Genomic DNA, 26,232 nt, shown 5'->3' with positions numbered 1-26,232 from the left:
ATAAATTACTGCAAACAATCCAGTCCATCATAGCGTGAAGTCCTGCGTCAGATATCTTTGCCGTGCGTCAGCACGCCTGCAGATATCTTCCTTGTCCTTCACACTCTGCTGAACTGTCTTGATTGCATTATTTTATGGAATTGCTATAGGATACAGATATCAGAAAGTCATAACAGGAGAAAAAGATAAATGAAAATATGTATTTGGTGCACCAAGATATTTGATCTTGGCGGAACTAAGCGAGTTGTCACACTTCTTGCGAATGAACTTGTAAAAGAGCATGATGTGACGATCATGGTATATCAGGACAGATTTAAAGAAGACCGGAATATGTATCATATGAGTGAGGATATCAAGGTTGACTTTATTGATAATAATGAGTTTGTCAATCGACATCATACACCGGCTTTCTGCTGGCGTTATCTTGTTCAGAAACTGAATGCCAAATATGGGATTTTTAATAAAGAAAAATATAATGATATTCTGGCAGATGCGATTTTCCCGAAAAAGACCAGAGAAAAATGGGTAAAATATTTAAATGAGCAGAATTATGATATTATTATCACAACTGCAAGTTTAAGCCTTCGTCTGGGTATGCTGGCGCCGGAGCTGAATGCAAAGACAATCGGATGGCAGCATAACTGTTATGCCGGATATCTTGATGTTCCTAATGTCGTATTCTGGAAACAGGAATGTCTGCTCCAGGAATATCTGCCGAAGCTGGACAGATACATTGTTCTCAGTGACTATGATAAGCGCGATTACAAAAAATTTCTGGATATTGATACAGAAGTTAAAATTAATCCCCGAAGCTTCGTGAGTGAGAGAAAATGCGACCCAAAATCCAAGCGTTTCCTTATGGCTACACGATTTGTATATGCCAAGGGTCTTGATCTGATGATGGAATCTTTTGAAGAATTCTGTAAGCAGGATGATGAATGGCAGCTGGATATTATCGGAGCCGGTGATCTCTGGAATCAGATTGTGGCGGATGCAAAGAGACGTGGTATTGAGGACAGAGTTAATTTTGTCGGTTATACAAATGAGCCGGAGAAGTATTACCTGAATTCTTCTGTTTTCCTTCTTCCGTCCAGGTGGGAAGGATGGCCGATGGTTATCATGGAAGCCTTTGAATTTGGTCTTCCTGTCATCGCATTCCATACAGGAGCGATGGATCTGATCATCGATGATGGAAAAACAGGATACCTGCCGGAAGCTTTTGATACAAAAAAATTTACAGATGCGATGCTGAAGCTGGCACATGATGAAGAACTCCGCAGAGAGATGTCCAGAAATGCAATCTGGAAATCTGAGGACTTTGCCATTGAGAAGGCAGTTAAAGAGTGGAATCGTCTTTTTAATCGTGTAATGGGAATCAAGACCTTTTATATGAAAAATGAAGAACAGATTCTGGAGTGCAGGGAGAAATATCCGCTTAGAACCAGCTATGCCGAGTTTGTAAAGGAATACCAGATAAGAGATAATACAATTCTTTATGAAGCTTTTGGCGGACGTGGTATGATCTGTAATCCTTATGCTCTGTTTTTGTATCTTCTTGAAAAAGAAGAGTATCAGGATTATACCCATATCTGGGTGCTTGAGGACTTCGAGGATAACAGAAAACAGATTGAAAAATACGAAAAATATCCGAACGTGCGATTTGTAAAATATAAATCAAAGGAATACTGTAAAGAACTTGCGACAGTGAAATATCTGGTAAATAATGTAAGCTTTCCAAGCTATTTCCTTAAAAGAGAAGGTCAGGTACTGATCGATACCTGGCATGGAACTCCTCTGAAGAATATGGGATTTGATATTCCGGGAGCAAATATCTCTCAGGGAAATACAGCAAGAAATCTGCTCAGTGCAGATTATATAGTTTCCTCCGGACCTTATATGACAAAGACAGCATACAAAGATTCGTATAAAATGCAGAATCTGTATGAAGGCACAGTGCTGGAAGAGGGTTTCCCGCGTAATGATAAGCTTTTTGACAGTGACAGAGCAGAAGTGATACAGGAACTTAAGGATTGCGGAGTGGACGTAAAGGAAGATAAAAAGATTATTCTTTATGCACCGACATGGAGAGGCGAACAATACAGCCGTCCGGATACAGATTTGCAGGATGTCTATAAGCTGATCAATGTAATGGAGAACAGTATAGATACAAATGAATATCAGATCTTTGTCAAGCTTCATCAGATCGTATATCACTATATGAAAGAGAATGCCATGGAACCTGGTGATGCGCAGACAAAATTTATTCCTGCAACAATGGATACAAATGAGATTTTGTCAGTGACAGATGTACTGATTTCTGATTATTCCAGTATTTTTTATGATTTCATGCTGACAGGAAAACCGATTCTGTTTTATGTGCCGGATGCGGAGAATTTTGAAGATTATAGAGGTCTGTACTTCGGATTTGACAAACTTCCGGGACCGGCAGTGTCTACCCCTGAGAAGCTTGGTGAACTTCTGAAGGATCTTCCGGGAGTGGCTGCTTCCTGTAAAGAGAAGTATGAAAAAGCAAGAGAACAGATATGTCCGAGAGATGATGGAAAAGCATGCAAACGTATAGCAGAAGTCCTGCTTGATGGAAAAGAACCGGTAAATCCGATATATCTGAATCAGACAGATAAAGTAAAACTTCTGGTATATGCAGGAGATTTCAGTGATACACAGGAGACAGAGGCATTCTATGAATTTCTGAACAAAGTGGATTATGAGCATTTTGATGTGACGTTGATCGGGAATGGTGCAAAAGAAGAGGAGTCTTCTGAGAAACTGAATAGTCTGCCAAAAGAAATCAGGGTTTTATACTGGAAGCGTTCCTACCCGGCTACGGACGAAGAATATGTATGTCATAAAAAGTTTATGAAATCTAAGAAAACAGAAGTGCCGGAGATGCTTCTGGATTTTTACAGGCGTGAGCTTCGCAGGATGATCGGAATGTCAAAGTTCGACTATGCTCTGGTATTTACTGATATGAAGAAGTTCTTTCCTGCAATGTCAGGGGCTCTGGATGTGAAGCAGATATTTAATATAGAAAACTGGCAGAATTTGTTGAAGTGTTAAAGCTTCATTAAAGCTTCACAGACGGATCAGAACCTCATTGGAAAGAGGCGGAAAACGGTATATTTTAAAAGATATGTAAGGCAGTCTGGCAGGTATTGGGCCAGGCTGCTTTTCTGAATACGGATCTTGAATTATCATTTTATGGACGCAGATAATTACGCATGGATTTCAGTGCATTTTTTTCGAGACGACTGACCTGTGCCTGGGAGATGCCGATTTCCTGAGCTACTTCCATCTGCGTCTTTCCTTCGTAGAAGCGCAGTTCTATGATATGCTTTTCGCGGCTGTTCAGCCTCTGCATAGCTTCGCGGAGAGCAAGATTTTCAATCCAGCGTTCTTCTTTGTTTTTTTTGTCACTGATCTGATCCATGACATAAAGAGTATCACCGCCTTCTGTATAGACCGGTTCAAAGAGACTCACAGGATTTTGGATAGCATCAAGGGCATATACGATCATTTCTTTTTCGATACCAATTTCCTGTGCAATTTCGGTAACTGTAGGTTCTTTCAGGTGCTGCTTCATATAATTTTCGCGGGTATAGATTGCTTTGTATGCAATATCACGAAGAGAACGGCTGACGCGGATACTGTTGTTATCCCTGAGATATCGCCTGATTTCGCCTATGATCATTGGAACTGCATAAGTGGAAAATTTTACCTGTAAAGTGGTATCAAAGTTGTCAATGGCCTTGATCAGACCAATACATCCGATCTGAAAAAGGTCATCGGCATTTTCGCTGCTGTTCTGAAATCGTCGTATTACGCTGAGAACAAGACGTAGATTTCCTTTAATGTACAATTCACGTGCCTGTTCATCGCCGCTTTTGATCCGTCTGAACAGTTCCGCTTTTTCTTCTGCTGTAAGAACAGGAAGTTTCGACGTATTGACTCCGCAGATTTCAACTTTGTTCAGTGCCATCTTATTGAATCCTCCTTATTATCTCTGGATGTAAACCGACTATTCGCAGATATGAGCCAGGATCCTCCGAAATCATTTCAGGAAATAAAAAAAGGACAGTGGCTGCCGAATAGTTGTCATATACTTCAGTAAGAATGATTCTCATATAGCAGTGGATTTATACTTTGACCGGGAAAATATAAAAAATATAGGTCCTTGACAATTCTCTGCGGTGAAATATCAGCCTTTATGGAAACATTTTTCTTCGTCTATTTTCACAAGGATGATATCGTCCCCGATCTGGCTGATACATTCCCAGGGAATGATATATTCATTATCACGTCCGAACAGGCAGCAGAATCTTCCGGGGCCTGGAAGTATAAGGGCGGTGAGTTGACTGCTTTTGCAGTCAAATTCCGCATCAATGGGACATCCGAGACTGCGGCAGGTACAGATATTAATTACTTCTTTTTGCTTTAATTCACAGATTTTCATAAATCAGATACAGTCCTTCCGGTTAAAATCAGACTGTCGTGCCAATGCTTTCAGAATCTGATATGCGTTTGATAACAATTTATGTATTTTTGCAAAAATTTATGCAAGTCCTTTTATTGACACCTTAAATAGAAATACAGTATAATAAAACTATATATAACTGTTTGTATTTGTGTTACTGAGAATGGAGTGAACAGTAACGTATTTGTAGCCGTTTAACCGAATCAAGTATATAGTACATAAGCAGAAAACAGTAATACGAATTAAAGGGGGACGTCGTATGAAGTGTCCATTTTGTAATCAGGATAATACGAGAGTAGTTGATTCCAGACCGGTAGAAGATACCAATTCTATCCGTCGCCGTCGTTTGTGTGATGCCTGCGGAAGGAGATTTACCACATATGAAAAGGTGGAAAGTATTCCGCTTACTGTGATCAAAAAAGATCAGAACAGAGAACAGTATAATCGCAGTAAAATTCAGTCGGGAATTCTGAGAGCCTGCTATAAAAGACCAATATCCATAGATAAGATTGAAGAGATGATGGATGCCATAGAGGGAGAAATCTTTAATACCGAAGAGAAAGAGATTTCCAGCACCAGAATTGGTGAGATCGTTATGGAACATTTGAAAGATCTGGATGCAGTTGCTTATGTACGTTTTGCGTCTGTATACAGAGAATTTAAAGATGTCAGTACTTTTATGGACGAGCTGAAGAAGTTTATGAATTAAATAAGAGTTCTGTGTGAACAGTAATGTATGAATGCTCTGTGTGAAAGGATTTACGGGCAAATATAAAGAGCCGACGAGAATAATATCCCGCCGGCTCTTTATGTGTATTTTTATGGGGGTAATTAACTAAAATAAATTAAACAATACCCTGAGCGATCATAGCATCTACAACTTTCTCGAAGCCTGCGATATTAGCGCCTGCAACATAGTTGCCTTCCATATCATAACGCTTGGAAGCATCATCAACTTTATGGAAGATATCAACCATGATCTGATGAAGTTTTGTATCAACTTCTTCTGCTGTCCAGGAAAGTCTTGCAGAGTTCTGGCACATTTCAAGTGCGGAAGTAGCAACACCACCGGCATTAGCTGCTTTACCAGGCATAAATATTACACCGTTTGCCATAAGGTAATCAGTTGCCTCGCGGGTAGTAGGCATATTTGCACCTTCTGCAACATATTTGCATCCGTTTGCAATAAGGATCTTAACAGCATCAAGGTCAAGTTCATTCTGAGTTGCGCATGGAAGATAGATATCACATTTGATGTTCCAGATACCTTTTCCTTCTGTATAAGTAGCGCCTTCTACGCGATCTGCGTATTCTTTGATACGTCCACGTTTTACTTCTTTGATATCTTTAACGATGTCAAGTTTGATTCCTTCCGGATCATAGATATATCCGTTGGAGTCGCACATAGCAACAACTTTACCGCCAAGTTCGGCAGCTTTCTCTACTGCGTAGATGGCAACATTACCGGAACCTGTTACGATGAGAGTTTTACCGGAGATTGTGTCGTTTTTAGCTTTAACCATTTCGTTCAGCATATATACAAGACCATATCCTGTAGCCTGTGTACGGATTAAAGATCCACCGTAGGAAAGACCTTTACCTGTGAGAACACCCTCGTATAATCCGCGGTTTCTCTTGTACTGTCCGTACAGATAACCAATCTCACGTCCGCCTACACCGATATCACCTGCAGGAACGTCCATGTCAGCACCGATATATTTGGAAAGTTCTGTCATAAAGCTCTGGCAGAATGCCATAACTTCTCTGTCAGATTTTCCTTTAGGATCAAAGTTTGAACCACCTTTACCGCCACCGATCGGAAGACCTGTAAGGGAGTTCTTGAAAATCTGTTCGAAACCTAAAAATTTAAGGATTCCCTGGTTTACTGACGGATGGAATCTTAAACCACCTTTGTATGGTCCGATCGCACTGTTGAACTGTACACGATAACCTTTGTTTACCTGTACAACACCTTTATCGTCTACCCACGGAACTCGGAAAGAGATGATTCTTTCAGGCTCAACAAGACGTTCCAGAATGGAAAGCTTGCGGTATTTCTCTTCATTTTTGTCGATTACGACTTTAAGGGAGTCTAAAACTTCCTTTACTGCCTGATGGAATTCAGGCTCATTTGGATTCTGTGCTACGACTCTTTCGTATACTTCTTCAGTATAAGACATTATGATTTCCTCCTCGTCCATCGTATAATTATTTTTTAAATCGACGTTATTATACACTAAAGTGTTACAAATGGAAAGAGCCAAATGAAAATTTTTTTATGAAAATTTTTTGAACAAAATTTGTACTTGCGAAATGGCGCCAAGTATGAGAAAATGTTAAAAATCATCCATACAATTTATAGCAATTTCTAAAAAATACAGTATATTTATAAAAACTGCGTAAATTCGCACTGTACGTTTCGGTTCTTATATTGCCATGTATCCGTAAGAAACTGCAAATGGAAGTTAAAAAACGCTCGCAGGACAGTAGTGCGTGAACAGTAAGCGGTAATCTGATTTTTTCTATTCAGAAACAGAATATATAAGATGTAGACCGAAAGAGAAAAAAATGCTATAATATTTACAGAGATGTGCATCTACAAATTGTTGCGATGACAGAAACGAGGAGGGAATCATTATCGAGAGAATTGTGAAGAAAGGAGATTTATTACATGGCGGGATTTAAAACCAAAGTAACACCTGAAATTGAAAATCTGACGGAGGTTTGCAAGGAACATACAAGTCTGGATCTTTCTCTGTATGCAAAATATGATGTGAAGAGAGGTCTTCGTGATATTAATGGAAAAGGGGTTCTTGCAGGCCTGACTCAGGTTTCTAATGTGAAAGCCACAAAGATTGTTGATGGCAAAGAAGTTCCATGTGCTGGAAGTCTTTCCTACAGAGGATATGATATCAAAGATCTTACCAGGGGATTTATCGAAGATGACAGATATGGATTTGAAGAAGTTACCTATCTTTTATTATTTGGCAGTCTTCCGGATAAGAAACAGCTTGCAGATTTTACACAGCTTCTGGCAAATCAGCGGTCACTTCCTACAAATTTTGTGCGTGATGTTATAATGAAGGCTCCGAGCAAGGATATCATGAACGGGCTTTCCAGAAGTGTGCTTACTTTATATTCTTATGATACCAACCCTGACGATACATCATTGCCGAATGTGCTCAGACAGTGTCTGAATCTGATCAGTGTATTTCCGCTTTTATCTGTTTATGGATATCAGGCTTATAACCATTATATTAAAGATAAGAGTCTCTATATCCATAATCCGAAGAAAGAACTTACCACAGCAGAGAACATTCTGAGAATGCTTCGTCCGGATAAGAAGTATTCACATCTGGAGGCAAAGATCTTGGATATTGCGCTTATCCTTCATATGGAACATGGCGGAGGTAATAACTCTACATTCACAACTCATGTGGTTTCCTCATCAGGAACTGATACATATTCTGCGATTGCCGCAGCACTTGGCTCATTAAAGGGACCAAAGCATGGCGGTGCCAACATTAAAGTTGTCAGGATGTTTGATGATATGAAGAAGGAAGTTAAGGACTGGAAGGATGAAGACGAGGTCCGGACATATCTGAAGAGACTTCTTCATAAAGAGGCATTTGACCGGAAGGGACTGATCTATGGAATGGGACATGCGATTTATTCAGTGTCTGATCCGCGAGCTGAAGTTTTCAAGGCATATGTGGAAACTCTGGCAAGGGAAAAAGGCAGAATGAAAGATTATGCCCTGTATTCTATGGTGGAACGTCTGGCACCTGAAGTAATTGCAGAAGAGCGTCGTATTTATAAAGGTGTAAGCGCCAATGTAGACTTTTACAGCGGTTTTGTGTACAGTATGCTGGATCTGCCACTGGAATTATATACACCGATGTTTGCAGTTGCACGTATCGTAGGATGGAGTGCGCACCGTATGGAAGAGCTCATTAATGCAGATAAGATCATCCGTCCGGCATATAAGAATGTTCTGGAACCGGCAGTATATGTTCCTCTTAATGAACGCTGATCATAATGATTCAGTATTTCGGGGACAGCGTACTGTCAGACACTTATCGCTGATCTTGTTTTCAGAAAAAATATAAATAAAGGAAATGACTACGGATGTTTAATTGCTTTTTTCCGGATGAATATCTGGATTCGACCTATGTGATAAACTTCGATGATCTGTATGCGCAGGGATACAGAGGACTTCTGTTTGATATAGATAATACTCTGGTACCTCATGGTGCACCGGCAGATGAGAGAGCATGTGCGCTGTTTGCACATCTGAAGGAACTTGGATTTAAATGCTGTTTTCTGTCAAACAACCAGTACGAGAGAGTTTCTTCTTTTAATGATGCGATAGGAGCGCAGTTTATCGAGAATGCACACAAGCCTTCAACAAAAAATTATATCAGGGCAATGGAACTTCTTGGGACAGACAGAAGTAATACAGTTTTTATAGGAGATCAGCTCTTTACTGATATATATGGTGCGAAACGCACAGGAATCCGGAATATTCTGGTGAAACCACTCAATCCGAAAGAAGAGATTCAGATCGTACTGAAACGATATCTTGAAAGAATTGTACTATATTTTTACCGCAAAGAGGAGGGGAATTCATGAACCATATTGTTATCATAGGATTTATGGGTTCAGGTAAGACAAGAGTAGGAAAACGGCTGGCAAAAGATTTCAATCTTCCTTTTGTAGACGTTGACCGCGTAGTATCAAAGAAGATGAACCTTACAATGAAAGAAATCTTTGACAGATTCGGAGAACCATTTTACAGAGCTCTTGAGACAACTGTGATCAAGGCACTGATCGATGATCCGGAACAGAAGATTATTTCTCTGGGGTCCGGTCTTCCGATGCAGGAACAGAATGCAAAATATATTAAAAAACTGGGAACTATAGTATATTTGAAGGGATCTTATGCAACGTTGAAGAAGAGACTGGAAAATTCCAGCAGCAATCCTCTGATCGAGGGAGAAGACAAAGAAGATAAGATCAGAAAACTTCTTAAACAGCGCGATCCGGTTTATGCGAAGTTTGCAGATGTTGAGATGATCACAGGAGATAAGCCGTTTGAGGATCTGATTGCTCAGCTTGAAGAAAAATTAAAAACATGTGTAAAAAATAGTTGAAAAAAACAGCAGAATATTATAAAATTAAATAAGAGTGTGTCACAAAACTGAGAAAAGCATGAGAGGGACACACACTTTGAACGGCTGTTGTTGTCAAAAGACACAGCATTGCTGAACTGTACTATTAAGGAGGAAATATAACTATGATTTCAGCAGGTGATTTCAAAAACGGTATCACACTTGAAATTGACGGAAACGTATGTCAGATCGTTGAATTCCAGCACGTAAAACCAGGAAAGGGTGCTGCTTTCGTAAGAACAAAATACAAAAACATTATTACAGGAGCAGTTCTTGAGAAATCTTTCCGTCCAACAGAGAAATTCCCGGCTGCACGTATTGAGCGTGTAGATATGCAGTATCTGTATGATGATGGTGATCTGTACTACTTCATGAACGTAGAGACATACGATCAGGTTGGTCTTACAAAAGATCAGGTTGGAGATTCTCTTAAATTCGTTAAAGAGAACGAGATGGTTAAGATCTGTTCCCACAACGGAAATGTATTTGCTATTGAGCCTCCTCTGTTCGTAGAACTTGAAGTTACTGAGACAGAGCCGGGATTTGCCGGAAATACAGCACAGGGTGCTACAAAACCGGCTACTGTAGAAACAGGTGCACAGGTTCAGGTTCCGCTGTTCGTTAACCAGGGCGACAAACTGAAAATCGATACAAGAACAGGAGAATATCTTTCTCGAGTATAATCAGGATGAAACCAGTTGTTTGTTTTGTCTGATCGACAGATGTAAAGAGATAAAAACTGCCATCGGTAAGATCCGGTGGCAGTTTTTTATCTCTGATTGAAAATAGGAGAAAAAAATATGGAATATGTAACACTTGGAAAAACCGGTCTCAGGGTTTCCAGAATGGGCCTTGGCGGGATACCGATCCAGAAAATTGATGCGGAAGGAACAAAGACACTGCTGCATAAGCTGGCAGACCGGGGAGTAAATTATATTGATACAGCCAGAGGATATACGGTCAGTGAAGAATATCTGGGATATGCACTGGAAGGTATCAGGGACAGATTTATAATTGCCACAAAGTCCATGGCACGTACAAAGGAAGCTATGGCTGAAGATATTGAGAAGAGTCTTCATAATCTTCGTACAGATCATATTGAATTATACCAGGTGCATAATCCGAGTATGGAACAGCTTGATCAGGTGCAGGCGGCCGGTGGTGCCCTTGAAGCACTGCAGGAGGCAAGAGCAGCAGGAAAAATCGAACATATTGGTCTGACCGCTCATTCTGTGGAGGTTTTTGCCCGGGCTCTGGAGCTTGACTGGGTGGAAACTATTATGTTTCCATATAATATTGTAGAGAGTCAGGGGGAAGAGCTGATCTCAAAATGTGAGGAGAAAAACATCGGCTTTATTGATATGAAACCTCTGGCCGGTGGTGCAATTGAAAATGGAACGCTGGCATTGCGTTATGTCTGTTCGAATAAGAACGTTACTATTGTGATCCCGGGAATGGCGGAAGAGAAGGAAATCGAGGAGAATATAAAGGCCTGTCTTGATGATTCCCCGTTAAGCGAGAAAGAACTGGAGGAAGTTCAGACAGTACGGAATCAGCTTGGCACAAATTTCTGCCGCAGATGTAATTACTGTGCTCCATGCAGTGTGGGAATCGATATTTCGGGTGTGTTCCTGTTCGCAGGCTATCTTAATCGTTACGGGCTGGGAGACTGGGCAAGAAACCGTTACAGTTCTCTTGCGGTGAAGGCTTCCGCCTGTATAGAATGCGGCAAATGTGAAACCAGATGTCCGTACCATCTGCCAATCCGCGAAATGCTGAAAGAATGTGCACAACAGTTTGGTGAATAAAAAACATCCACAGGGAATTACCCTGTGGATGTTTTTTATGGAGATGGTGTGTCTTTTTTTGTTCAAAAGAAAGTGGGACAATTGGTAACAGATGATGATATCATCATTAAAATCCTTTGGCGCCATAAAGAATACCAGATGTGTTTTGGTAATCAAACTATCGGATGTGCCATGGAACAAGCACAATAAAAAGTTGGTAAAATCCCATATAGAAGGGATGTATTACCAACTTTTTTAGATTTTACAGGATATTAATTTCTGAGAAATCAATAGATAAATCTTCGTAAATTCCAGCTTTTACAGTATCAGTGAACGAATATTCTTCAATGGAATAATCATGATTAAAGTTGTATACTGTAATTCTGTTTTTTGCGATATCTACGATCCAGTATTCCCGGACACCTGCGGAATGGTATTTGAAAAGTTTCAGGAGATAATCCATTTTTCTGCTTGCAGGCGATACAATTTCAATAATCCAGTCTGGTGCGCCTTTACATCCTTTATCATCAAGTTTGTTTGGATCACAAATCACAGATATATCTGGTTCGACATAAGTATTATTTATTTCATCAAGATATACGGCGAATGGTGCAGGAAGCACTTCGCAAGTTCCTTTGTGCTGTTTTATATAATTACGGATGATAGCGGAAAGCTCCATGACGAGTTTCTGATGTTTGTACGATGGTGGTGCCATATAATAGATGTGTCCGTCAATCAGTTCAGCTCTTTCGCCATCTGGCAGAGCATAAATATCTTCAATGGTATAAGATTCTTCTTTGAGTAAAGCCATACGATCACGCTCCTTTTTGATTATATTATAGTGGATTTACATAAAATATTCAACACTGACCATCTGGCAGCAACTCTTTTTTATATTTGTAATTTGCTACTGTCACAGGTCATTGTACACCAGAATCTATTTCTGAATGTGCTCGTTATAAATGTGAACAGGCAAAAATTCCGGTTAAAAGTATACATGCTATTCGCAGGACTTTAAATTCACGTATGCGTGTAAATGATGCAGATTCAGTGACAACTGCTGTCCTGATTGGAAACACACCAGAAGTAAATGAAAATTTCTACACATATGATGTAAGCGAATCAGACTATAAAAAAGAGCTTATCCGTAAAGTATCACTTTGTGGATAAACTCTTTATCATGCCTTGATTACACTTGCTTGCTTACTTTCTGCTTACTTAAAAAAACCAAGAGATAAAACCTTTATAAAATCAAGGAATTTTATGGACCTGGCGGGAATTGAACCCGCGTCCGAAAGCCTATTCATTGAGGCATCTCCCATCACAGTCGCTGTTTTAACATTCCCTTGGATGTACGCCCACCGACAGGCTTACAACCTTAGTAGCTTCATGATACATCTACCGGGGCAAAGCTTACCCGGCAAGGTTTCTCACATGGTCGACGTCAGATTCCTGAAGTGTGAGTGCATCAGGGCTGACGAGCAGCAATTAGGCTGCTAACGCGTACTGTTCGTCTGCGTTTATATTTAGTTTCCCGGTTGGTACGCAGTCTGGGAGTCTGCGGATGGCTTCCCCAACTTCAAAGCCCCCGTCGAAACCAGTACAAGCCCTGAAAATGAGTCTGCAACGCTGTTTTTTCATAAAACAGCACTGGTGATGAGACGAAAGCACTTTTTAATATTGATATATCATTCATTATATAAGATATATCGACTGATTAACAGTATAGAAATAAAAACAGAATTTGTCAAGAAGATTTTTATATTTGAGGCTATTTGGTGTTGTGAACAGCAATACTTATAATTTTTCTGTCATATGTTCACAAATCTTACATAAATCTCTGCTATAGTAACCATATGAAAGATAAAATCTGTTGCTGAGGGCGATTTTCCCGGATTTTGCGCTGTGGCTGTAAAGGCGCTGAACAGTCGTGGATTTTAACAATACTCGGAAAACAGTATAAATAAAAAGTAAAAACTGTTTCGGAAAATAATGAAGAAAAACGGAGGGGATCAAATGGATACATTAAAAATCCTGGTGGTGGATGATGAGAGCCGCATGAGAAAGCTGGTAAAGGATTTCCTGACAAAGAAGAATTTCCAGGTACTGGAAGCCGGTAATGGTGAAGAAGCCATGGATATCTTTTATGAGGAGAAGGACATCGCACTGATCATTCTGGATGTCATGATGCCGAAGATGGATGGATGGGAAGTTTGCCGTGAGATTCGCAAGAACTCAAAAGTTCCGATCATTATGCTGACTGCAAGAAGTGATGAGAGAGATGAGCTTCTTGGATTTGATCTGGGGGTAGATGAATACATCTCCAAACCATTCAGTCCGAAAATCCTTGTTGCAAGAGTGGAGGCAATTTTGAGACGTACAGGTCAGAATAATCCGGAAGATGTGATTTCAGCAGGCGGCATTGTTATAGATAAAGCAGCACATCTGGCTACTGTGGATGGTAAGCCTATGGAACTGAGCTTTAAGGAATTTGAACTTCTGACATATTTTCTGGAGAATCAGGGAATCGCACTTTCCAGAGAAAAGATCCTGAATTCTGTATGGAATTATGACTACTTTGGAGATGCCCGTACGATTGATACCCATGTTAAGAAGCTCAGAAGTAAAATGGGAGATAAAGGTGAATATATAAAGACTGTATGGGGTATGGGATACAAGTTTGAGGTAGACGAATGACAGGAAACGGAAAAACAGATAAAAAATTTCATACTCTGCAACATCAGATTTCAGTAGTGTTTATAAGTCTGTTACTGCTTTCGATCTTTACCATTACTCTGATCAATGGTCTTTTTCTTGAAAAATATTATGTATCCAAAAAAGTAGAAGTGCTGGAGGAGGCAAAAGAAGTGTTGTCTCAGATGAATCTGGATGACATCCTGCAGTATGATACAGATATAGAAGAGGACAAAAAAGGGGCAACAGATGAGATTTCGGATGAGATTGAGAGGAGCAGTTCCAGAAATAACCTTACCTGGATCATAGTAAATGAGGAAAACAGCGGTTATTATTACTGGGGAGAGAATAATATGGCAAAGATGCTCCGCAGTAAGCTGTTTGGGTATATTAATAATCTGGATCAGGATATGCAGCACAGTCGTGTGCTCAAAAAGACAGATACTTGTACCATGTGGCAGGTGCATGATCGCTTTGCAGGCATGGAATATGTGGAATGCTGGGGACAGTTTGATAATGGTTACTATTTCCTGATCCGTTCTCCTCTGGAAAGTATTAAGGAAAGTGCATCTATTTCCAATAGTTTTTACTTCATTGTAGGAATAATCATAATTGTGGTCAGCGGTATTGTGATTCTTGTGATGACAAATCGTATTACCCGCCCGATCAGTGAACTGACCAAATTATCAGAGAAGATGTCTGATCTGGATTTTGATGCCAGATATCAAAGCAGGGCAGGTAATGAGATTGATGTACTTGGCGATAACTTTAACAAAATGTCCAGAAAACTTGAGAGCACGATCTCAGAGTTGAAATCGGCTAATAACAAGCTTCAGAAAGACATAGAAGATAAGATTAAAATTGATGAGATGCGTAAGGAATTTCTTGATAATGTTTCTCATGAGCTGAAAACTCCTATTGCATTGATCCAGGGATATGCAGAGGGGCTGAATGAAAATATTTCCGATGATCCGGAAAGCAGGGAATTTTACTGTGAAGTTATTATGGATGAGGCTTCAAAGATGAACAAGCTGGTCAAAAACCTGCTGACGCTGAATCAGCTGGAATCCGGTAAAGATGCCCCAGTGATGGAAAGATTTGACATTGTATCTCTGATCAGGGGTGTACTTGGTTCCATGCATATTATGATCGAACAGAAAGAAGCAACTGTGATTTTTGAAGAAACAGAACCTGTATATGTATGGGCGGATGAGTTTAAGATTGAAGAGGTTGTGACCAATTATACAAGCAATGCACTGAACCATCTGGACGGAGAACGAAAAGTAGAAATTAAGGTTCTTCAGGAAGAGGACTGTGTGAAAGTAACCGTATTTAATACAGGTACTCCGATTCCGGAAGAGGATATCCCAAATCTCTGGAATAAATTCTACAAAGTAGATAAGGCCCGGACAAGAGAATATGGCGGAAGTGGTATCGGACTTTCAATTGTTAAGGCAATCATTGAGAGTATGAACCAGAAATATGGGGTATGCAATTATGATAATGGCGTGGAGTTCTGGTTCACTCTGGATTGCAGGCAGTGATAAGATATCCGGGTATTGTGAACGTAGTGAGAAGCGTGTTACTGTGAATGGAGTGAACAGTAACCGGTAGTATGATCGGAATAAAAACAGACAGAAGCAAAGAAAGCACTTTGCAACTGTCTGTTTTTGGGTTATACTGTATTGGAGCGTTTTGATCGGATATTTTATTCCGGTCTGACATGTGATCCGGAAAATCTTTGGATTACCATAATGAGGAAAACAGATAATGACATCAGGAGGATAACATGATTGCAATAATTGACTATGATGCCGGAAATATTAAAAGTGTAGAAAAAGCACTTCATTATCTTGGGGAAGAAACAACAGTAACCCGCGATCCGCAGACTTTGTTAAATGCGGATAAAGTAATTCTGCCGGGCGTGGGAAGCTTTGGACAGGCGATGGAGAATCTTCATACATACGGACTTGTACCTGTGATCCATGAGATTGTAGAGAAGAAGACGCCATTTCTTGGAATCTGCCTGGGACTTCAGCTCCTTTTTGAAAGCAGCGAGGAGACACCGGGGGTGGAAGGCCTTGGAATCCTGAAAGGGAAAATTGTTAAGATTCCTCCTGCGCCGGGGCTTAAGATTCCACATATGGGATGGAATTCCCTGCATTTTCAGAATAATGGCAGACTGTTTCAGGGAATCCCGGAACAGACCTATGTATATTTTGTGCATTCTTATTATCTGCAGGCAGAGGAGCCTGAGATTGTAAAGGCTACTACAGAATACAGCACCTGTATTCATGCTTCCGTAGAAAAGGACAATGTATTTGCCTGCCAGTTCCATCCGGAAAAGAGCAGCAAATGGGGACTGAAGATACTTGAAAATTTTGCTGCTGTGGGAAAAGACGGCAATACTGAGAAGGAGGGAAAATAAAATGTTTACAAAGAGAATTATTCCCTGCCTGGATGTAAATAACGGACGTGTGGTAAAGGGCGTAAATTTTGTGCAGCTTCGCGATGCGGGTGATCCGGTGGAGATTGCCAAAGCCTATGATGCAGCAGGAGCAGATGAACTGGTGTTTCTCGATATTACAGCATCCTGCGAACAGAGAGATACGGTAGTTGACATGGTAAGACGGGTTGCTGCCAATGTATTTATCCCGTTTACAGTAGGCGGCGGTATCCGTACTGTAGATGATTTCAAGAAACTGCTGAGAGAAGGAGCAGATAAGATTTCCGTAAATTCTGCAGCAATTGACAGACCGGAACTGATCAGTGAGGCGGCTGACAAGTTTGGAAGCCAGTGCGTAGTTGTGGCTATTGATGCCAAGCGCAGAGAAGACGGAGGATGGAATATTTACAAACATGGCGGAAGACTGGATACAGGGATTGATGCCATAGAGTGGGCAAAGAAAGTGGAAGCTTTGGGCGCAGGGGAAATCCTTCTTACCAGTATGGACTGTGACGGTACAAAGGCAGGATATGATCTGGCTCTTACCAGAGCAATTGCTGATGCTGTCTCCATTCCTGTGATCGCATCAGGCGGTGCAGGTACACTGGAGCATTTTTATGATGCACTGACCGAAGGGGGAGCAGATGCTGCACTGGCTGCGTCTTTGTTTCATTATAAAGAACTGGAGATTTCTCAGGTGAAGGATTATCTGTCTGACAGGGGAATTTCTGTCAGACGATGACCACGAAAAATATAAGAGGTGAAGGATAAGGTATGTCAGCAATTTCAGGTGACTGGCTGGAAGCCCTGAAGGGGGAGTTTCACCAGCCGTATTATGCGAAATTATATAAAACGGTGATGACAGAATATCAGACTAGGAAGATTTTTCCTCCTGCGGATGATCTGTTTAATGCATTTCATTTTACACCGTTGAATGAAGTGAAGGTAGTGATTCTGGGTCAGGATCCCTATCATAATGACGGGCAGGCTCATGGGCTTTGTTTTTCCGTAAAGAGAGGAGTGGAGACGCCACCGTCCCTGGTGAATATTTATCAGGAGCTTCATGATGACTGTGGATGCTATATCCCCAATAACGGCTATCTGGAGAAGTGGGCGAAGCAGGGAGTGCTTCTTCTGAACACAGTTCTGACTGTACGCGCCCATCAGGCAAATTCACACAGGGGGATCGGCTGGGAGCAGTTTACGGATGCTGCGATCCAGGTTCTGAATGAGCAGGACCGTCCTATTGTATTTCTGCTCTGGGGACGTCCGGCGCAGATGAAAAAATCCATGCTGAATAATCCGAAGCATCTGATTCTGGAGGCACCTCATCCAAGTCCTCTGTCTGCTTACAGGGGATTTTTCGGATGTAAACATTTCAGTAAAACAAACGAATTTCTTGTTGCCAATGGTCTGGAACCAATCGACTGGCAGATAGAAAATATATAAGAAAAGAGGTAATGTGTAGTCAGGTAAAAGACACACAGTGATAACATGAATCAGAAAAACAATTTAGTAAAAAATGCATCCTTTCTGATGATTGCAGCTATGATCTCCAAGGTAATCGGTCTTCTGTACAAGAGTCCCCTTTCCAATATTATAGGAAGCCTTGGAATGGGCTATACAAGCCTTGCGCAGAATGCCTATATGATCCTTCTGATGATCGCATCCTTTAGTATTCCACAGGCGGTATCCAAGCTGATCTCCGAGCGTATTGCTCTGAAGGATTACAGAAATGCACATAAGTTCTTTAAGGGTGCCATGATCTATGCCATGGTGATTGGCGGAGTGGTCGGTTTGTTCTGTCTCTTTGGAGCAGGGCTGATCATCCCTCAGAATCAGAAGGATGCAATTCCGGCACTTCAGATCCTGGCTCCGACGATTTTTTTGTCCGGTATTCTTGGGGTATTCAGAGGATATTTTCAGGCATACAGAAATATGATGCCAACATCTATCTCCCAGATCATTGAGCAGGTATTTAATGCGGCAGTCAGTCTTCTGGCTGCATGGGGATTTATCAATGCATTCTCAGATGGAACAGAGAACAGCATTGCAAAATGGGGGGCAGCAGGTTCCACAGTAGGAACCGGAGCCGGAGTGGTGACTGCATTGGCATTCATGCTTCTGGTATATGGTGTGAACCGCAGAAAAATCCTGCACCGGGTAGAGAGAGATCACAGACACCAGGAAGAGTCCTACAAAGAGATTTTTCGTGTGATCATCCTGGTTGTTTCGCCGATCATTCTCAGCGCCTTTGTTTATAATGTAAATGCTTATATCAATGGGTATCTTTTCTCGGATATTCTGGGAAGAAGAGGTGGAGATGCGGCACAGATTGGTATTTTATATGCAGAGTATGCTACTTACTTTATGACAATTATTAATATTCCTCTGACGCTGTCCAGTACGGCACCTACTTCCATGATTCCGGAAGTTTCCGCCCTGTATGCCACCGGAGACATTGAAGCGACCAGAGAGTGCATTGACCAGACCGTACAGCTTTCTATGGTAGTTTCTGCCCCATGTGCCATGGGACTGGCAGTGCTTGCACAGCCGATTGTATTTTTGCTTTACGGAAATTCCACAGGACTGGCAGCCAACCTGCTGATCCTTGGTTCTTTTTCGATCCTGCTCAATGGAATGTCAAATATTTCCAATGGAGTTCTGCAGGCAATCGGACAGCAGAGGATTCCGGTGATTACGGCTGCAATCGCACTGGTTGTGGATATTGTGGTAGTGGTAGTGCTGCTGTTTACTACAAACCTTGGAGTTTATGCACTGCTGATCGCAATGGTGATCTATTCTGTGGTTGTATGTGTGTTAAATGACAGAGCCATGAAGAAATATCTGCAGTATAAGAATCCATGGAAAGAAGGATATCTGTATCCTGTTCTTGCATCTGTTCCCATGGGAATTGTTGCAGGCTGTATCTGCTATGGACTGAACATTTTTGTAAAATCCAATTTCATTTGTCTGATCGTTTCCATTCCTGTTGCTGCGGTTGTTTATCTGTTTGCTTACCTGATCATCAGCAAGCCGTCAGAATCACAACTTAGAAGAATTCCGGGTGGAAGCTATCTGATAAGGATTGCAGAGAAACTTCCGTTCTGGCAGAATAATTAAAAAACAGAAGTTATAAAAAATAAAAGAGTTATATTTCATGGTTTAAATGTATTTCTGAAATAGAAACACATTTAAAATTTCTGAAATATAACTCTTTTTTTGAGCGCGTTTGAAAAATGCTTTTCGCAAAGCAGGATATATAGATTGCAGAAAGCTTTTTTTAGACACGCTCTAAGGCGGATATATTGCAAGGTAAAATACATTGCAATATATCCATTACGGTATTATTTATGCATTTTTTTCTTCTACTTTTTTCAGATTCTTCTGGGCTGTGGAGAGCATCAGTTTGATTCGGTTGAGCTGGTTAACTTCACTTGCACCCGGGTCATAGTCGATGGCTACAATATTGGCTGTCGGATATTCTCTGCGGATCTCTTTGATAACACCCTTACCTACAATGTGGTTCGGCAGACATCCGAAAGGCTGGATACAAACAATATTCGGAACATCTCCATGGATCAGTTCCATCATCTCACCTGTCAGGAACCATCCCTCACCTGTCTGGTTTCCGGTGGAAACGATCGGAGATGCCATTTTTGCCAGATCTCTGATATCAGCAGGCGGTGCAAAATGGCGGCTCTGTGCAAGAGCTTCGCTTGCAGGCTTTCTCACCCATTCGATTGCTTTGATTCCCCAGTTTGCCATGGTTGCCTTGGACTTCTTGAATCCAAGATTTTCTACCTTAAAGTTCTGATTATAGAAGCAGTAGCACATGAAATCAATCAGATCCGGTACAACTGCCTCAGCGCCTTCAGATTCCAGAAGCTCTGCCAGATGATTATTTGCAGCAGGCAGGAACTTGACAAGGATCTCACCTACGATGCCGACACGAGGCTTCTTCACATCACTGATCGGAATGGTATCAAATTCATGAACCATTTCGCGGCACATTTTTTTAAACTGGCTGTGGCTGATACTGCTTCCGCTTAAGAAAGAGATCACACGCTGTTCCCAGATTTTATGTTTCCTGTTTACGATTCCCTCTTCCAGTTCATAAGGACGCATACGATATACGCATTTCATCAGGATATCTCCGAATACGGCACCGTAAGCAACTTTCTTCACTAATGGAAGCGTAAGTTTGAATCCGGGATTGCTTTCCAGACCGCTTAAGTTAACAGAGATAACCGGAATCTGTTCCATACCGGCTTTCTTTAATGCGCGTCGTATAAATGCGATATAGTTGGAAGCACGACATCCGCCACCTGTCTGTGACATGACAACGGCCGTTTTGTTCAGGTCATATTTACCGGAAAGCAGAGCATCCATGATCTGTCCCACAACGATCAGAGACGGATAGCAGGCGTCATTGTTTACATACTTCAGACCAACATCCACAGCATGCTTATTGTCATTCGGAAGCACCTCCAGGTTGTATCCGCAGGAATTGAATGCTGCCTGCAGGAGGCTGAAATGGAACGGTGACATCTGCGGGCAGAGGATGGTATAGTCCTTTCTCATTTCCTTTGTAAAGGATACTTTATCAATGGAAGCAGGTTTGACAGTGCGTTTCTGTCCCTGTGCTTTCTTCGCGCGGATTGCTGCGATCAGGGAACGGATACGGATTCTTGCAGCACCAAGGTTATTTACCTCGTCAATCTTTAAGCAGGTATAGATTTTGTCACTTCCGTCAAGGATTTCATAAACCTCGTCTGTAGTAACTGCATCCAGACCACATCCGAAAGAGTTGAGCTGGATTAGATCCAGGTCATCGCGTGTCTTTACATAGTTTGCAGCAGCATACAGTCTGGAGTGGTACATCCACTGGTCATTGACGCGGATCGGGCGTTCCACAGGTGCCAGATGAGAGATGGAATCCTCGGTAAGTACGGCAATACCATAGCTGTTGATCAGATCCGGGATACCATGATGGATTTCCGGGTCAATATGGTATGGGCGTCCTGCAAGGACAATACCATGGCGTCCTGTATCTTCCAGATATTTCAGGGTTTCTTCCCCTTTTTTCTGCACATCGCGGCGTGCAGCAGCCATTTCCTCCCAGCCCTTATGCACAGCAGCTTTGACTTCTTCTGCCGGGATATCCTTAAATTCCTCTACCAGACGATTTGCCAGAATTTCCTCAGAAGTAAATGCAAGGAACGGATTGCGGAAGGTAATGGACGGATCATTTAATTCGTCTACGTTATTTTTGATATTTTCGGCATAAGAGGTAACGATCGGGCAGTTATAGTGATTGACTGCATCCGGGAACTCGTTACGTTCATATGGAATACAAGGGTAGAAAATAAATTTCACACCATTGCGGATCAGCCAGGTTACATGGCCATGTGCGAGCTTGGCAGGGTAGCATTCGGATTCACTTGGAATGGATTCAATACCCAGCTCATAAATCTTTCTGGTGGAAGTAGGAGAGAGCACAACCTCATACTTCAGTTCTGTAAAGAAAGTATACCAGAAAGGATAATTCTCAAACATATTCAGAACACGGGGGATACCTACTTTACCTCGCGTTGCCTTATCAGCAGTAAGCGGTGTGTAGGAGAAAATACGTTTATATTTGTATTCATAAAGATTCGGAATATGATCTTTGTTCTTTTCCTTACCGATACCGCGTTCACAGCGGTTACCGCTTACATACTGGCGGCCTCCGGAGAATTTGTTGATAGTCAGACGGCAGTTATTGGTACATCCACGACAGTTTGCCATAGAAGTTGTATATTTCAGCTCGTTAATCTTATCAATGGAGAGCATAGTCGTTTCTGCGCCTTCCTGATGGCGTTCACGGGCAATCAGTGCGGCACCGAAGGCACCCATGATTCCGGCGATATCCGGACGGATGGCTTCGCAGCCTGCAATCTTTTCGAAGCTTCGAAGAACCGCATCATTGTAGAAGGTACCACCCTGTACAACGATGTGTCTGCCAAGTTCGGAAGCATCAGAAACCTTAATAACCTTATAGAGTGCATTTTTGATAACAGAGTAAGCAAGGCCTGCGGAAATATCGGATACCTCAGCTCCTTCTTTCTGTGCCTGCTTTACCTTGGAATTCATGAAAACAGTACATCTGGTACCAAGATCTATAGGATGCTGTGCAAAAACAGCAGCTTTTGCGAAATCCTGTACTGTATAATTCAGGGATTTGGCAAAGGTTTCAATAAAGGAACCGCATCCGGAGGAGCATGCTTCATTTAACTGTACGCTGTCAACGGTCTTGTTGCGGATCTTGATACATTTCATATCCTGTCCGCCGATATCCAGGATACAGTCTACCTCCGGGTCAAAAAACGCTGCTGCATAGTAATGGGATACGGTTTCAACCTCGCCCTCATCCAGGATCAGAGCAGCCTTAATCAGAGCCTCGCCATAACCTGTAGAACAGGAATAAGCAATCTTTGCATCCTCGGGAAGCAGTTCGTAAATCTCTTTAATAGAACGAATGGTAGTTTTTAACGGGTTTCCGTTGTTGCTGCTGTAAAAAGAATAGAGAAGTGTTCCATCTTCGCCTACCAGTGCAGTTTTGGTTGTGGTGGAACCTGCATCAATACCCAGATAGCAGTTTCCTTTATATGTAGCCAGATCTCCTGTTTTTACTTTGTAGGAACTCTGACGTTTTGCAAATGCATCGTATTCTTCCTGAGACGCGAAAAGTGGTTCCATACGTTCTACTTCGAAATCCAGCTTAATGGAATTGCGGAGTCTGTCTTTCATTTCTGTCAGGGAAATGGAGTTGTCTTCTTTTGCATTTAATGCAGAACCGATGGCTGCAAAAAGATGGGAGTTCTCCGGAATGATGGTGTGTTCCTCATCCAGCTTCAAAGTACGGATAAAGGATTCTCTCAGTTCGGACAGGAAGTGAAGCGGACCACCCAGGAATGCAACATGTCCACGAATGGGTTTTCCGCAGGCAAGACCGGAGATGGTCTGGTTTACAACTGCCTGGAAAATAGAAGCTGACAGATCCGGTTTGGTTGCACCGTCATTGATCAGCGGCTGGATATCCGTTTTGGCGAAAACACCGCAGCGGGCAGCAATCGGGTAGAGCGCTTTGTAATCTTTGGCATATTCATTCAGACCTGTGGCATCTGTCTGGAGAAGAGAAGCCATCTGGTCGATGAAAGAACCGGTACCGCCTGCACAGATACCGTTCATACGCTGTTCTACGTTTCCGTTTTCGAAATAAATGATCTTGGCATCCTCACCACCAAGCTCGATGGCAACATCTGTCTTTGGTGCCAGCTTCTGCAGAGAAGTAGAAACTGCAATAACCTCCTGGGTAAAAGGAACGCCCAGATGGTTGGCAAGGGTCAGACCGCCGGAACCTGTGATCACAGGATGGAGAGTCATCTCGCCATACTGGTCAAAGGCCTCCTGAAGAAGGTCTGCAAGGGTTTCCTGAATGTTGGCGAAATGGCGCTTGTAATCTGCGAAAATAAGATTTTCATTCTCGTCCAGAATCGCGATTTTTACAGTAGTGGAACCAATGTCAATTCCAAGTGTTTTGTAATTCATAAAGTAAATTCAAGCCTCCTCTTTCTGTATAAAAGAAAAAATATTGAAGTAATTCTTTCCTATTAAAATATCTATTTCCAGATATGAATATTCCGTAATATTATACGCTAATGGTCTGGAAAAGACAATATGAAAGTTTACCAATGATTACCTTATTTGCAGTTGAAAATTCAGCTATTTCGGGATATAATAGAAAAAGTGATTTTTATCAAGAGGAGAGAAAAAATGGCAGAATATAAACTTCTTAAAACAGAAGGCCGTGCCAAGCGTGCAGAATTTCATACAGTGCATGGTACGATCCAGACTCCTGTTTTTATGAATGTGGGAACGATCGGTGCGATTAAAGGCGCTGTATCCACCATGGATTTACAGCAGATCGGAACACAGGTAGAATTATCAAATACTTATCATCTTCATGTGCGCCCGGGTGATAAAATAGTAAAGCAGTTAGGTGGCCTTCATAAATTTATGGTATGGGACAAACCGATTCTTACAGACTCAGGCGGATTCCAGGTATTTTCCCTTGCAAAACTGAGAAAGATCAAAGAAGAGGGGGTTTATTTTAATTCCCATATTGACGGGCATAAGATCTTTATGGGACCGGAAGAGAGTATGCAGATCCAGTCCAATCTTGCCTCCACCATTGCCATGGCATTTGATGAATGTCCCAGCAGTGTGGCTGACAGGGATTATGTGCAGAAATCTGTAGACAGGACCACAAGATGGCTTGCCCGCTGTAAAGCGGAAATGGCGAGACTGAACAGTCTGCCGGATACCATTAACAAAGAACAGCTTCTGTTTGGAATCAACCAGGGTGCTGTTTATGAAGATATCCGTATTGAGCATGCCAAAGCGATCTCTGAAATGGATCTGGATGGCTATGCGGTCGGCGGTCTGGCAGTTGGAGAAACCCATGAAGAGATGTACAGGATCCTGGATGCGGTAGTCCCCTATCTTCCTCAGAATAAACCTACTTACCTGATGGGTGTGGGAACACCGGCAAATATTCTGGAAGGTGTTGAGAGAGGAATTGATTTCTTTGACTGCGTATATCCAAGCCGTAACGGCCGCCATGGACATGTATATACCAATCATGGAAAGATGAATCTGTTCAATGCAAAATATGAACTGGACACACGTCCTATCGAAGAAGGCTGTCAGTGTCCTGCATGCCAGCATTACAGCAGAGCCTATATCCGTCATCTTCTGAAAGCAAAGGAAATGTTGGGAATGCGTCTCTGTGTACTTCACAATCTGTATTTCTATAATCATATGATGGAAGAGATCCGAGATGCTCTTGATGCAGGAAACTTCGCAGAATATAAGAAAATGCGGCTGGAAGGCTTTGAAGAGGGCAAAATAAACTCAAAAAGATAATCTGTATATAAAATAATTATTAAATATGCCAAAAACTCTTGAAGTAAAGCGGTTTTTTGTGTATGATGTGTAGTGACGCTTTAATCAGATTGTTCTGCATGAAAACAAGATTTCATACAGAAGGTAACGGAGATTATAAGTGGATCGCAAAGCAGCTCTTCAGTATGAGCAGCCGTCAGGACGGTCTGTGAATACATGATGGACTGCAAATATGCAGAATAACAGGAAAAGTTACAGGAGGAATCAAAATGAACGCATCAAGCGGAATGGGTATGGTTGGCGCTATTGTCTGGATGGTAGTACTGTTCGGAATTATGTACTTCTTAATGCTTCGCCCTCAGAAAAAAGAGCAGAAGAGACTTCAGGCAATGTTAAATGACATGGAAGTTGGCGACAGCATTGTTACTACCGGCGGCTTTTATGGCGTTGTCATTGACATGACAGAAGAAGACGTGATCGTAGAATTCGGTAACAACAAAAACTGCCGTATTCCAATGAGAAAACAGGCAATCGCTGAAGTTGAGAAAGCCGGAAGCGCTGCCGAATAATGAAAGAGAAATGATAAAAAGCAGAACACATAGTCAGTGATGACTGTGGTTCTGCTTTTTTGATTGGCACTTTTGTATTTTTTCACTTTAATAGGTTGAAATCTGTCGGAAAGTGCGTTATTAT

General features: G+C 41.7%; 21 protein-coding genes and 1 other RNA gene. 16 read left to right on the top strand and 6 right to left on the bottom strand.

The window, feature by feature from the left end:
- Positions 1 to 189: 189 nt before the first annotated feature.
- On the top strand, positions 190 to 3,078 hold the full coding sequence (locus LI074_RS08555; RefSeq protein WP_055053628.1) for a CDP-glycerol glycerophosphotransferase family protein: 2,889 nt from the start codon (positions 190 to 192) through the stop codon (positions 3,076 to 3,078).
- A 139-nt stretch (positions 3,079 to 3,217) separates the two neighbouring features.
- Here LI074_RS08555 and sigG read toward each other — a convergent pair whose 3' ends face one another.
- On the bottom strand, positions 3,218 to 3,997 hold the full coding sequence (gene sigG, locus LI074_RS08550; protein ID WP_022381304.1) for an RNA polymerase sporulation sigma factor SigG: 780 nt from the start codon (positions 3,995 to 3,997) through the stop codon (positions 3,218 to 3,220).
- Between the two features lie 219 nt (positions 3,998 to 4,216).
- Positions 4,217 to 4,471, bottom strand: coding sequence for a YlmC/YmxH family sporulation protein (locus LI074_RS08545; RefSeq protein ID WP_008703528.1), 255 nt, complete (start codon positions 4,469 to 4,471; stop codon positions 4,217 to 4,219).
- A 280-nt stretch (positions 4,472 to 4,751) separates the two neighbouring features.
- Here LI074_RS08545 and nrdR point away from each other — a divergent pair, with 280 nt between their 5' ends.
- A complete protein-coding gene (nrdR, locus tag LI074_RS08540) occupies positions 4,752 to 5,201 on the top strand; it encodes a transcriptional regulator NrdR (RefSeq protein WP_008703527.1) in 450 nt (149 codons plus the stop codon).
- Between the two features lie 136 nt (positions 5,202 to 5,337).
- On the opposite strand, the gene gdhA is transcribed toward nrdR, so the two are convergent.
- Positions 5,338 to 6,672, bottom strand: coding sequence for an NADP-specific glutamate dehydrogenase (gene gdhA, locus LI074_RS08535; protein WP_025577090.1), 1,335 nt, complete (start codon positions 6,670 to 6,672; stop codon positions 5,338 to 5,340).
- A 491-nt stretch (positions 6,673 to 7,163) separates the two neighbouring features.
- Here gdhA and LI074_RS08530 point away from each other — a divergent pair, with 491 nt between their 5' ends.
- The 5 genes from LI074_RS08530 (at position 7,164) to LI074_RS08510 (ending at position 11,471) form a co-directional block, all read left to right on the top strand.
- Positions 7,164 to 8,525 carry a citrate/2-methylcitrate synthase gene (locus tag LI074_RS08530; protein ID WP_008703524.1) on the top strand — a complete coding sequence of 454 codons (1,362 nt, stop codon included), beginning with the start codon at positions 7,164 to 7,166 and terminating at the stop codon, positions 8,523 to 8,525.
- 95 nt (positions 8,526 to 8,620) lie between these two features.
- Positions 8,621 to 9,124 carry a YqeG family HAD IIIA-type phosphatase gene (locus LI074_RS08525; RefSeq protein ID WP_008703523.1) on the top strand — a complete coding sequence of 168 codons (504 nt, stop codon included), beginning with the start codon at positions 8,621 to 8,623 and terminating at the stop codon, positions 9,122 to 9,124.
- On the top strand, positions 9,121 to 9,645 hold the full coding sequence (locus tag LI074_RS08520; protein ID WP_022381300.1) for a shikimate kinase: 525 nt from the start codon (positions 9,121 to 9,123) through the stop codon (positions 9,643 to 9,645). Before LI074_RS08525 ends, LI074_RS08520 begins: the two co-directional genes overlap by 4 nt.
- A 143-nt stretch (positions 9,646 to 9,788) precedes the next feature.
- Positions 9,789 to 10,346 carry an elongation factor P gene (gene efp, locus LI074_RS08515; RefSeq protein WP_008703519.1) on the top strand — a complete coding sequence of 186 codons (558 nt, stop codon included), beginning with the start codon at positions 9,789 to 9,791 and terminating at the stop codon, positions 10,344 to 10,346.
- Between the two features lie 117 nt (positions 10,347 to 10,463).
- On the top strand, positions 10,464 to 11,471 hold the full coding sequence (locus LI074_RS08510) for an aldo/keto reductase (protein ID WP_055053629.1): 1,008 nt from the start codon (positions 10,464 to 10,466) through the stop codon (positions 11,469 to 11,471).
- A 241-nt stretch (positions 11,472 to 11,712) separates the two neighbouring features.
- Here LI074_RS08510 and LI074_RS08505 read toward each other — a convergent pair whose 3' ends face one another.
- Positions 11,713 to 12,261, bottom strand: a complete 549-nt coding sequence (locus LI074_RS08505; protein ID WP_055053630.1) for a Uma2 family endonuclease — start codon at positions 12,259 to 12,261, stop codon at positions 11,713 to 11,715.
- Positions 12,262 to 12,476: 215 nt separating this feature from the next.
- Here LI074_RS08505 and LI074_RS08500 point away from each other — a divergent pair, with 215 nt between their 5' ends.
- Positions 12,477 to 12,620: a hypothetical protein gene (locus tag LI074_RS08500; protein WP_173698098.1), complete on the top strand. Its 144-nt coding sequence runs from the start codon at positions 12,477 to 12,479 to the stop codon at positions 12,618 to 12,620.
- Positions 12,621 to 12,711: 91 nt separating this feature from the next.
- Here LI074_RS08500 and ssrA read toward each other — a convergent pair.
- Positions 12,712 to 13,060: a transfer-messenger RNA gene (gene ssrA, locus LI074_RS08495) on the bottom strand.
- Between the two features lie 406 nt (positions 13,061 to 13,466).
- On the opposite strand from ssrA, the gene LI074_RS08490 reads away from it, so the two are divergent.
- The 6 genes from LI074_RS08490 to LI074_RS08465 all read left to right on the top strand — a co-directional run bounded on the left by LI074_RS08490 (position 13,467) and on the right by LI074_RS08465 (position 19,713).
- On the top strand, positions 13,467 to 14,147 hold the full coding sequence (locus tag LI074_RS08490; RefSeq protein WP_020993968.1) for a response regulator transcription factor: 681 nt from the start codon (positions 13,467 to 13,469) through the stop codon (positions 14,145 to 14,147).
- Positions 14,144 to 15,688 (top strand): sensor histidine kinase, encoded by a 1,545-nt coding sequence (locus LI074_RS08485; protein ID WP_173698097.1) that lies wholly within the window; start codon positions 14,144 to 14,146, stop codon positions 15,686 to 15,688. The genes LI074_RS08490 and LI074_RS08485 overlap by 4 nt, the downstream gene beginning before the upstream one ends.
- 245 nt (positions 15,689 to 15,933) lie before the next feature.
- Entirely contained in the window at positions 15,934 to 16,572 is a 639-nt protein-coding gene (gene hisH, locus LI074_RS08480) for an imidazole glycerol phosphate synthase subunit HisH (RefSeq protein ID WP_008703502.1), read from the top strand.
- Position 16,573: 1 nt separating this feature from the next.
- Positions 16,574 to 17,332: an imidazole glycerol phosphate synthase subunit HisF gene (gene hisF / locus LI074_RS08475; RefSeq protein ID WP_008703500.1), complete on the top strand. Its 759-nt coding sequence runs from the start codon at positions 16,574 to 16,576 to the stop codon at positions 17,330 to 17,332.
- Positions 17,333 to 17,364: 32 nt separating this feature from the next.
- The gene (gene ung, locus LI074_RS08470) at positions 17,365 to 18,039 is read left to right on the top strand and encodes a uracil-DNA glycosylase (RefSeq protein WP_008703498.1); all 675 of its coding nucleotides are present in this window, start codon (positions 17,365 to 17,367) and stop codon (positions 18,037 to 18,039) included.
- A gap of 45 nt (positions 18,040 to 18,084) precedes the next feature.
- Positions 18,085 to 19,713, top strand: coding sequence for a putative polysaccharide biosynthesis protein (locus tag LI074_RS08465; protein ID WP_022381210.1), 1,629 nt, complete (start codon positions 18,085 to 18,087; stop codon positions 19,711 to 19,713).
- Positions 19,714 to 19,941: 228 nt separating this feature from the next.
- Here LI074_RS08465 and LI074_RS08460 read toward each other — a convergent pair whose 3' ends face one another.
- Complete coding sequence (locus LI074_RS08460) at positions 19,942 to 24,183, bottom strand: 2-hydroxyacyl-CoA dehydratase (protein WP_173698096.1); 4,242 nt, start codon at positions 24,181 to 24,183, stop codon at positions 19,942 to 19,944.
- Between the two features lie 225 nt (positions 24,184 to 24,408).
- Here LI074_RS08460 and tgt point away from each other — a divergent pair, with 225 nt between their 5' ends.
- Together tgt and yajC are read left to right on the top strand one after the other, a co-directional pair.
- Positions 24,409 to 25,560, top strand: a complete 1,152-nt coding sequence (gene tgt, locus LI074_RS08455; protein ID WP_008703492.1) for a tRNA guanosine(34) transglycosylase Tgt — start codon at positions 24,409 to 24,411, stop codon at positions 25,558 to 25,560.
- Positions 25,561 to 25,808: 248 nt separating this feature from the next.
- Positions 25,809 to 26,108: a preprotein translocase subunit YajC gene (yajC, locus tag LI074_RS08450; RefSeq protein ID WP_008703490.1), complete on the top strand. Its 300-nt coding sequence runs from the start codon at positions 25,809 to 25,811 to the stop codon at positions 26,106 to 26,108.
- Positions 26,109 to 26,232: the final 124 nt, after the last annotated feature.

The sequence above is a fragment of the Blautia sp. MSK18_10 genome (assembly GCF_020553185.1).
GTDB classification, from domain to species: domain Bacteria; phylum Bacillota; class Clostridia; order Lachnospirales; family Lachnospiraceae; genus Blautia_A; species Blautia_A wexlerae.
The sequence above is the reverse complement of the archived record's forward strand: the minus strand, read 5'-3'. Positions and strand labels throughout refer to the sequence as shown.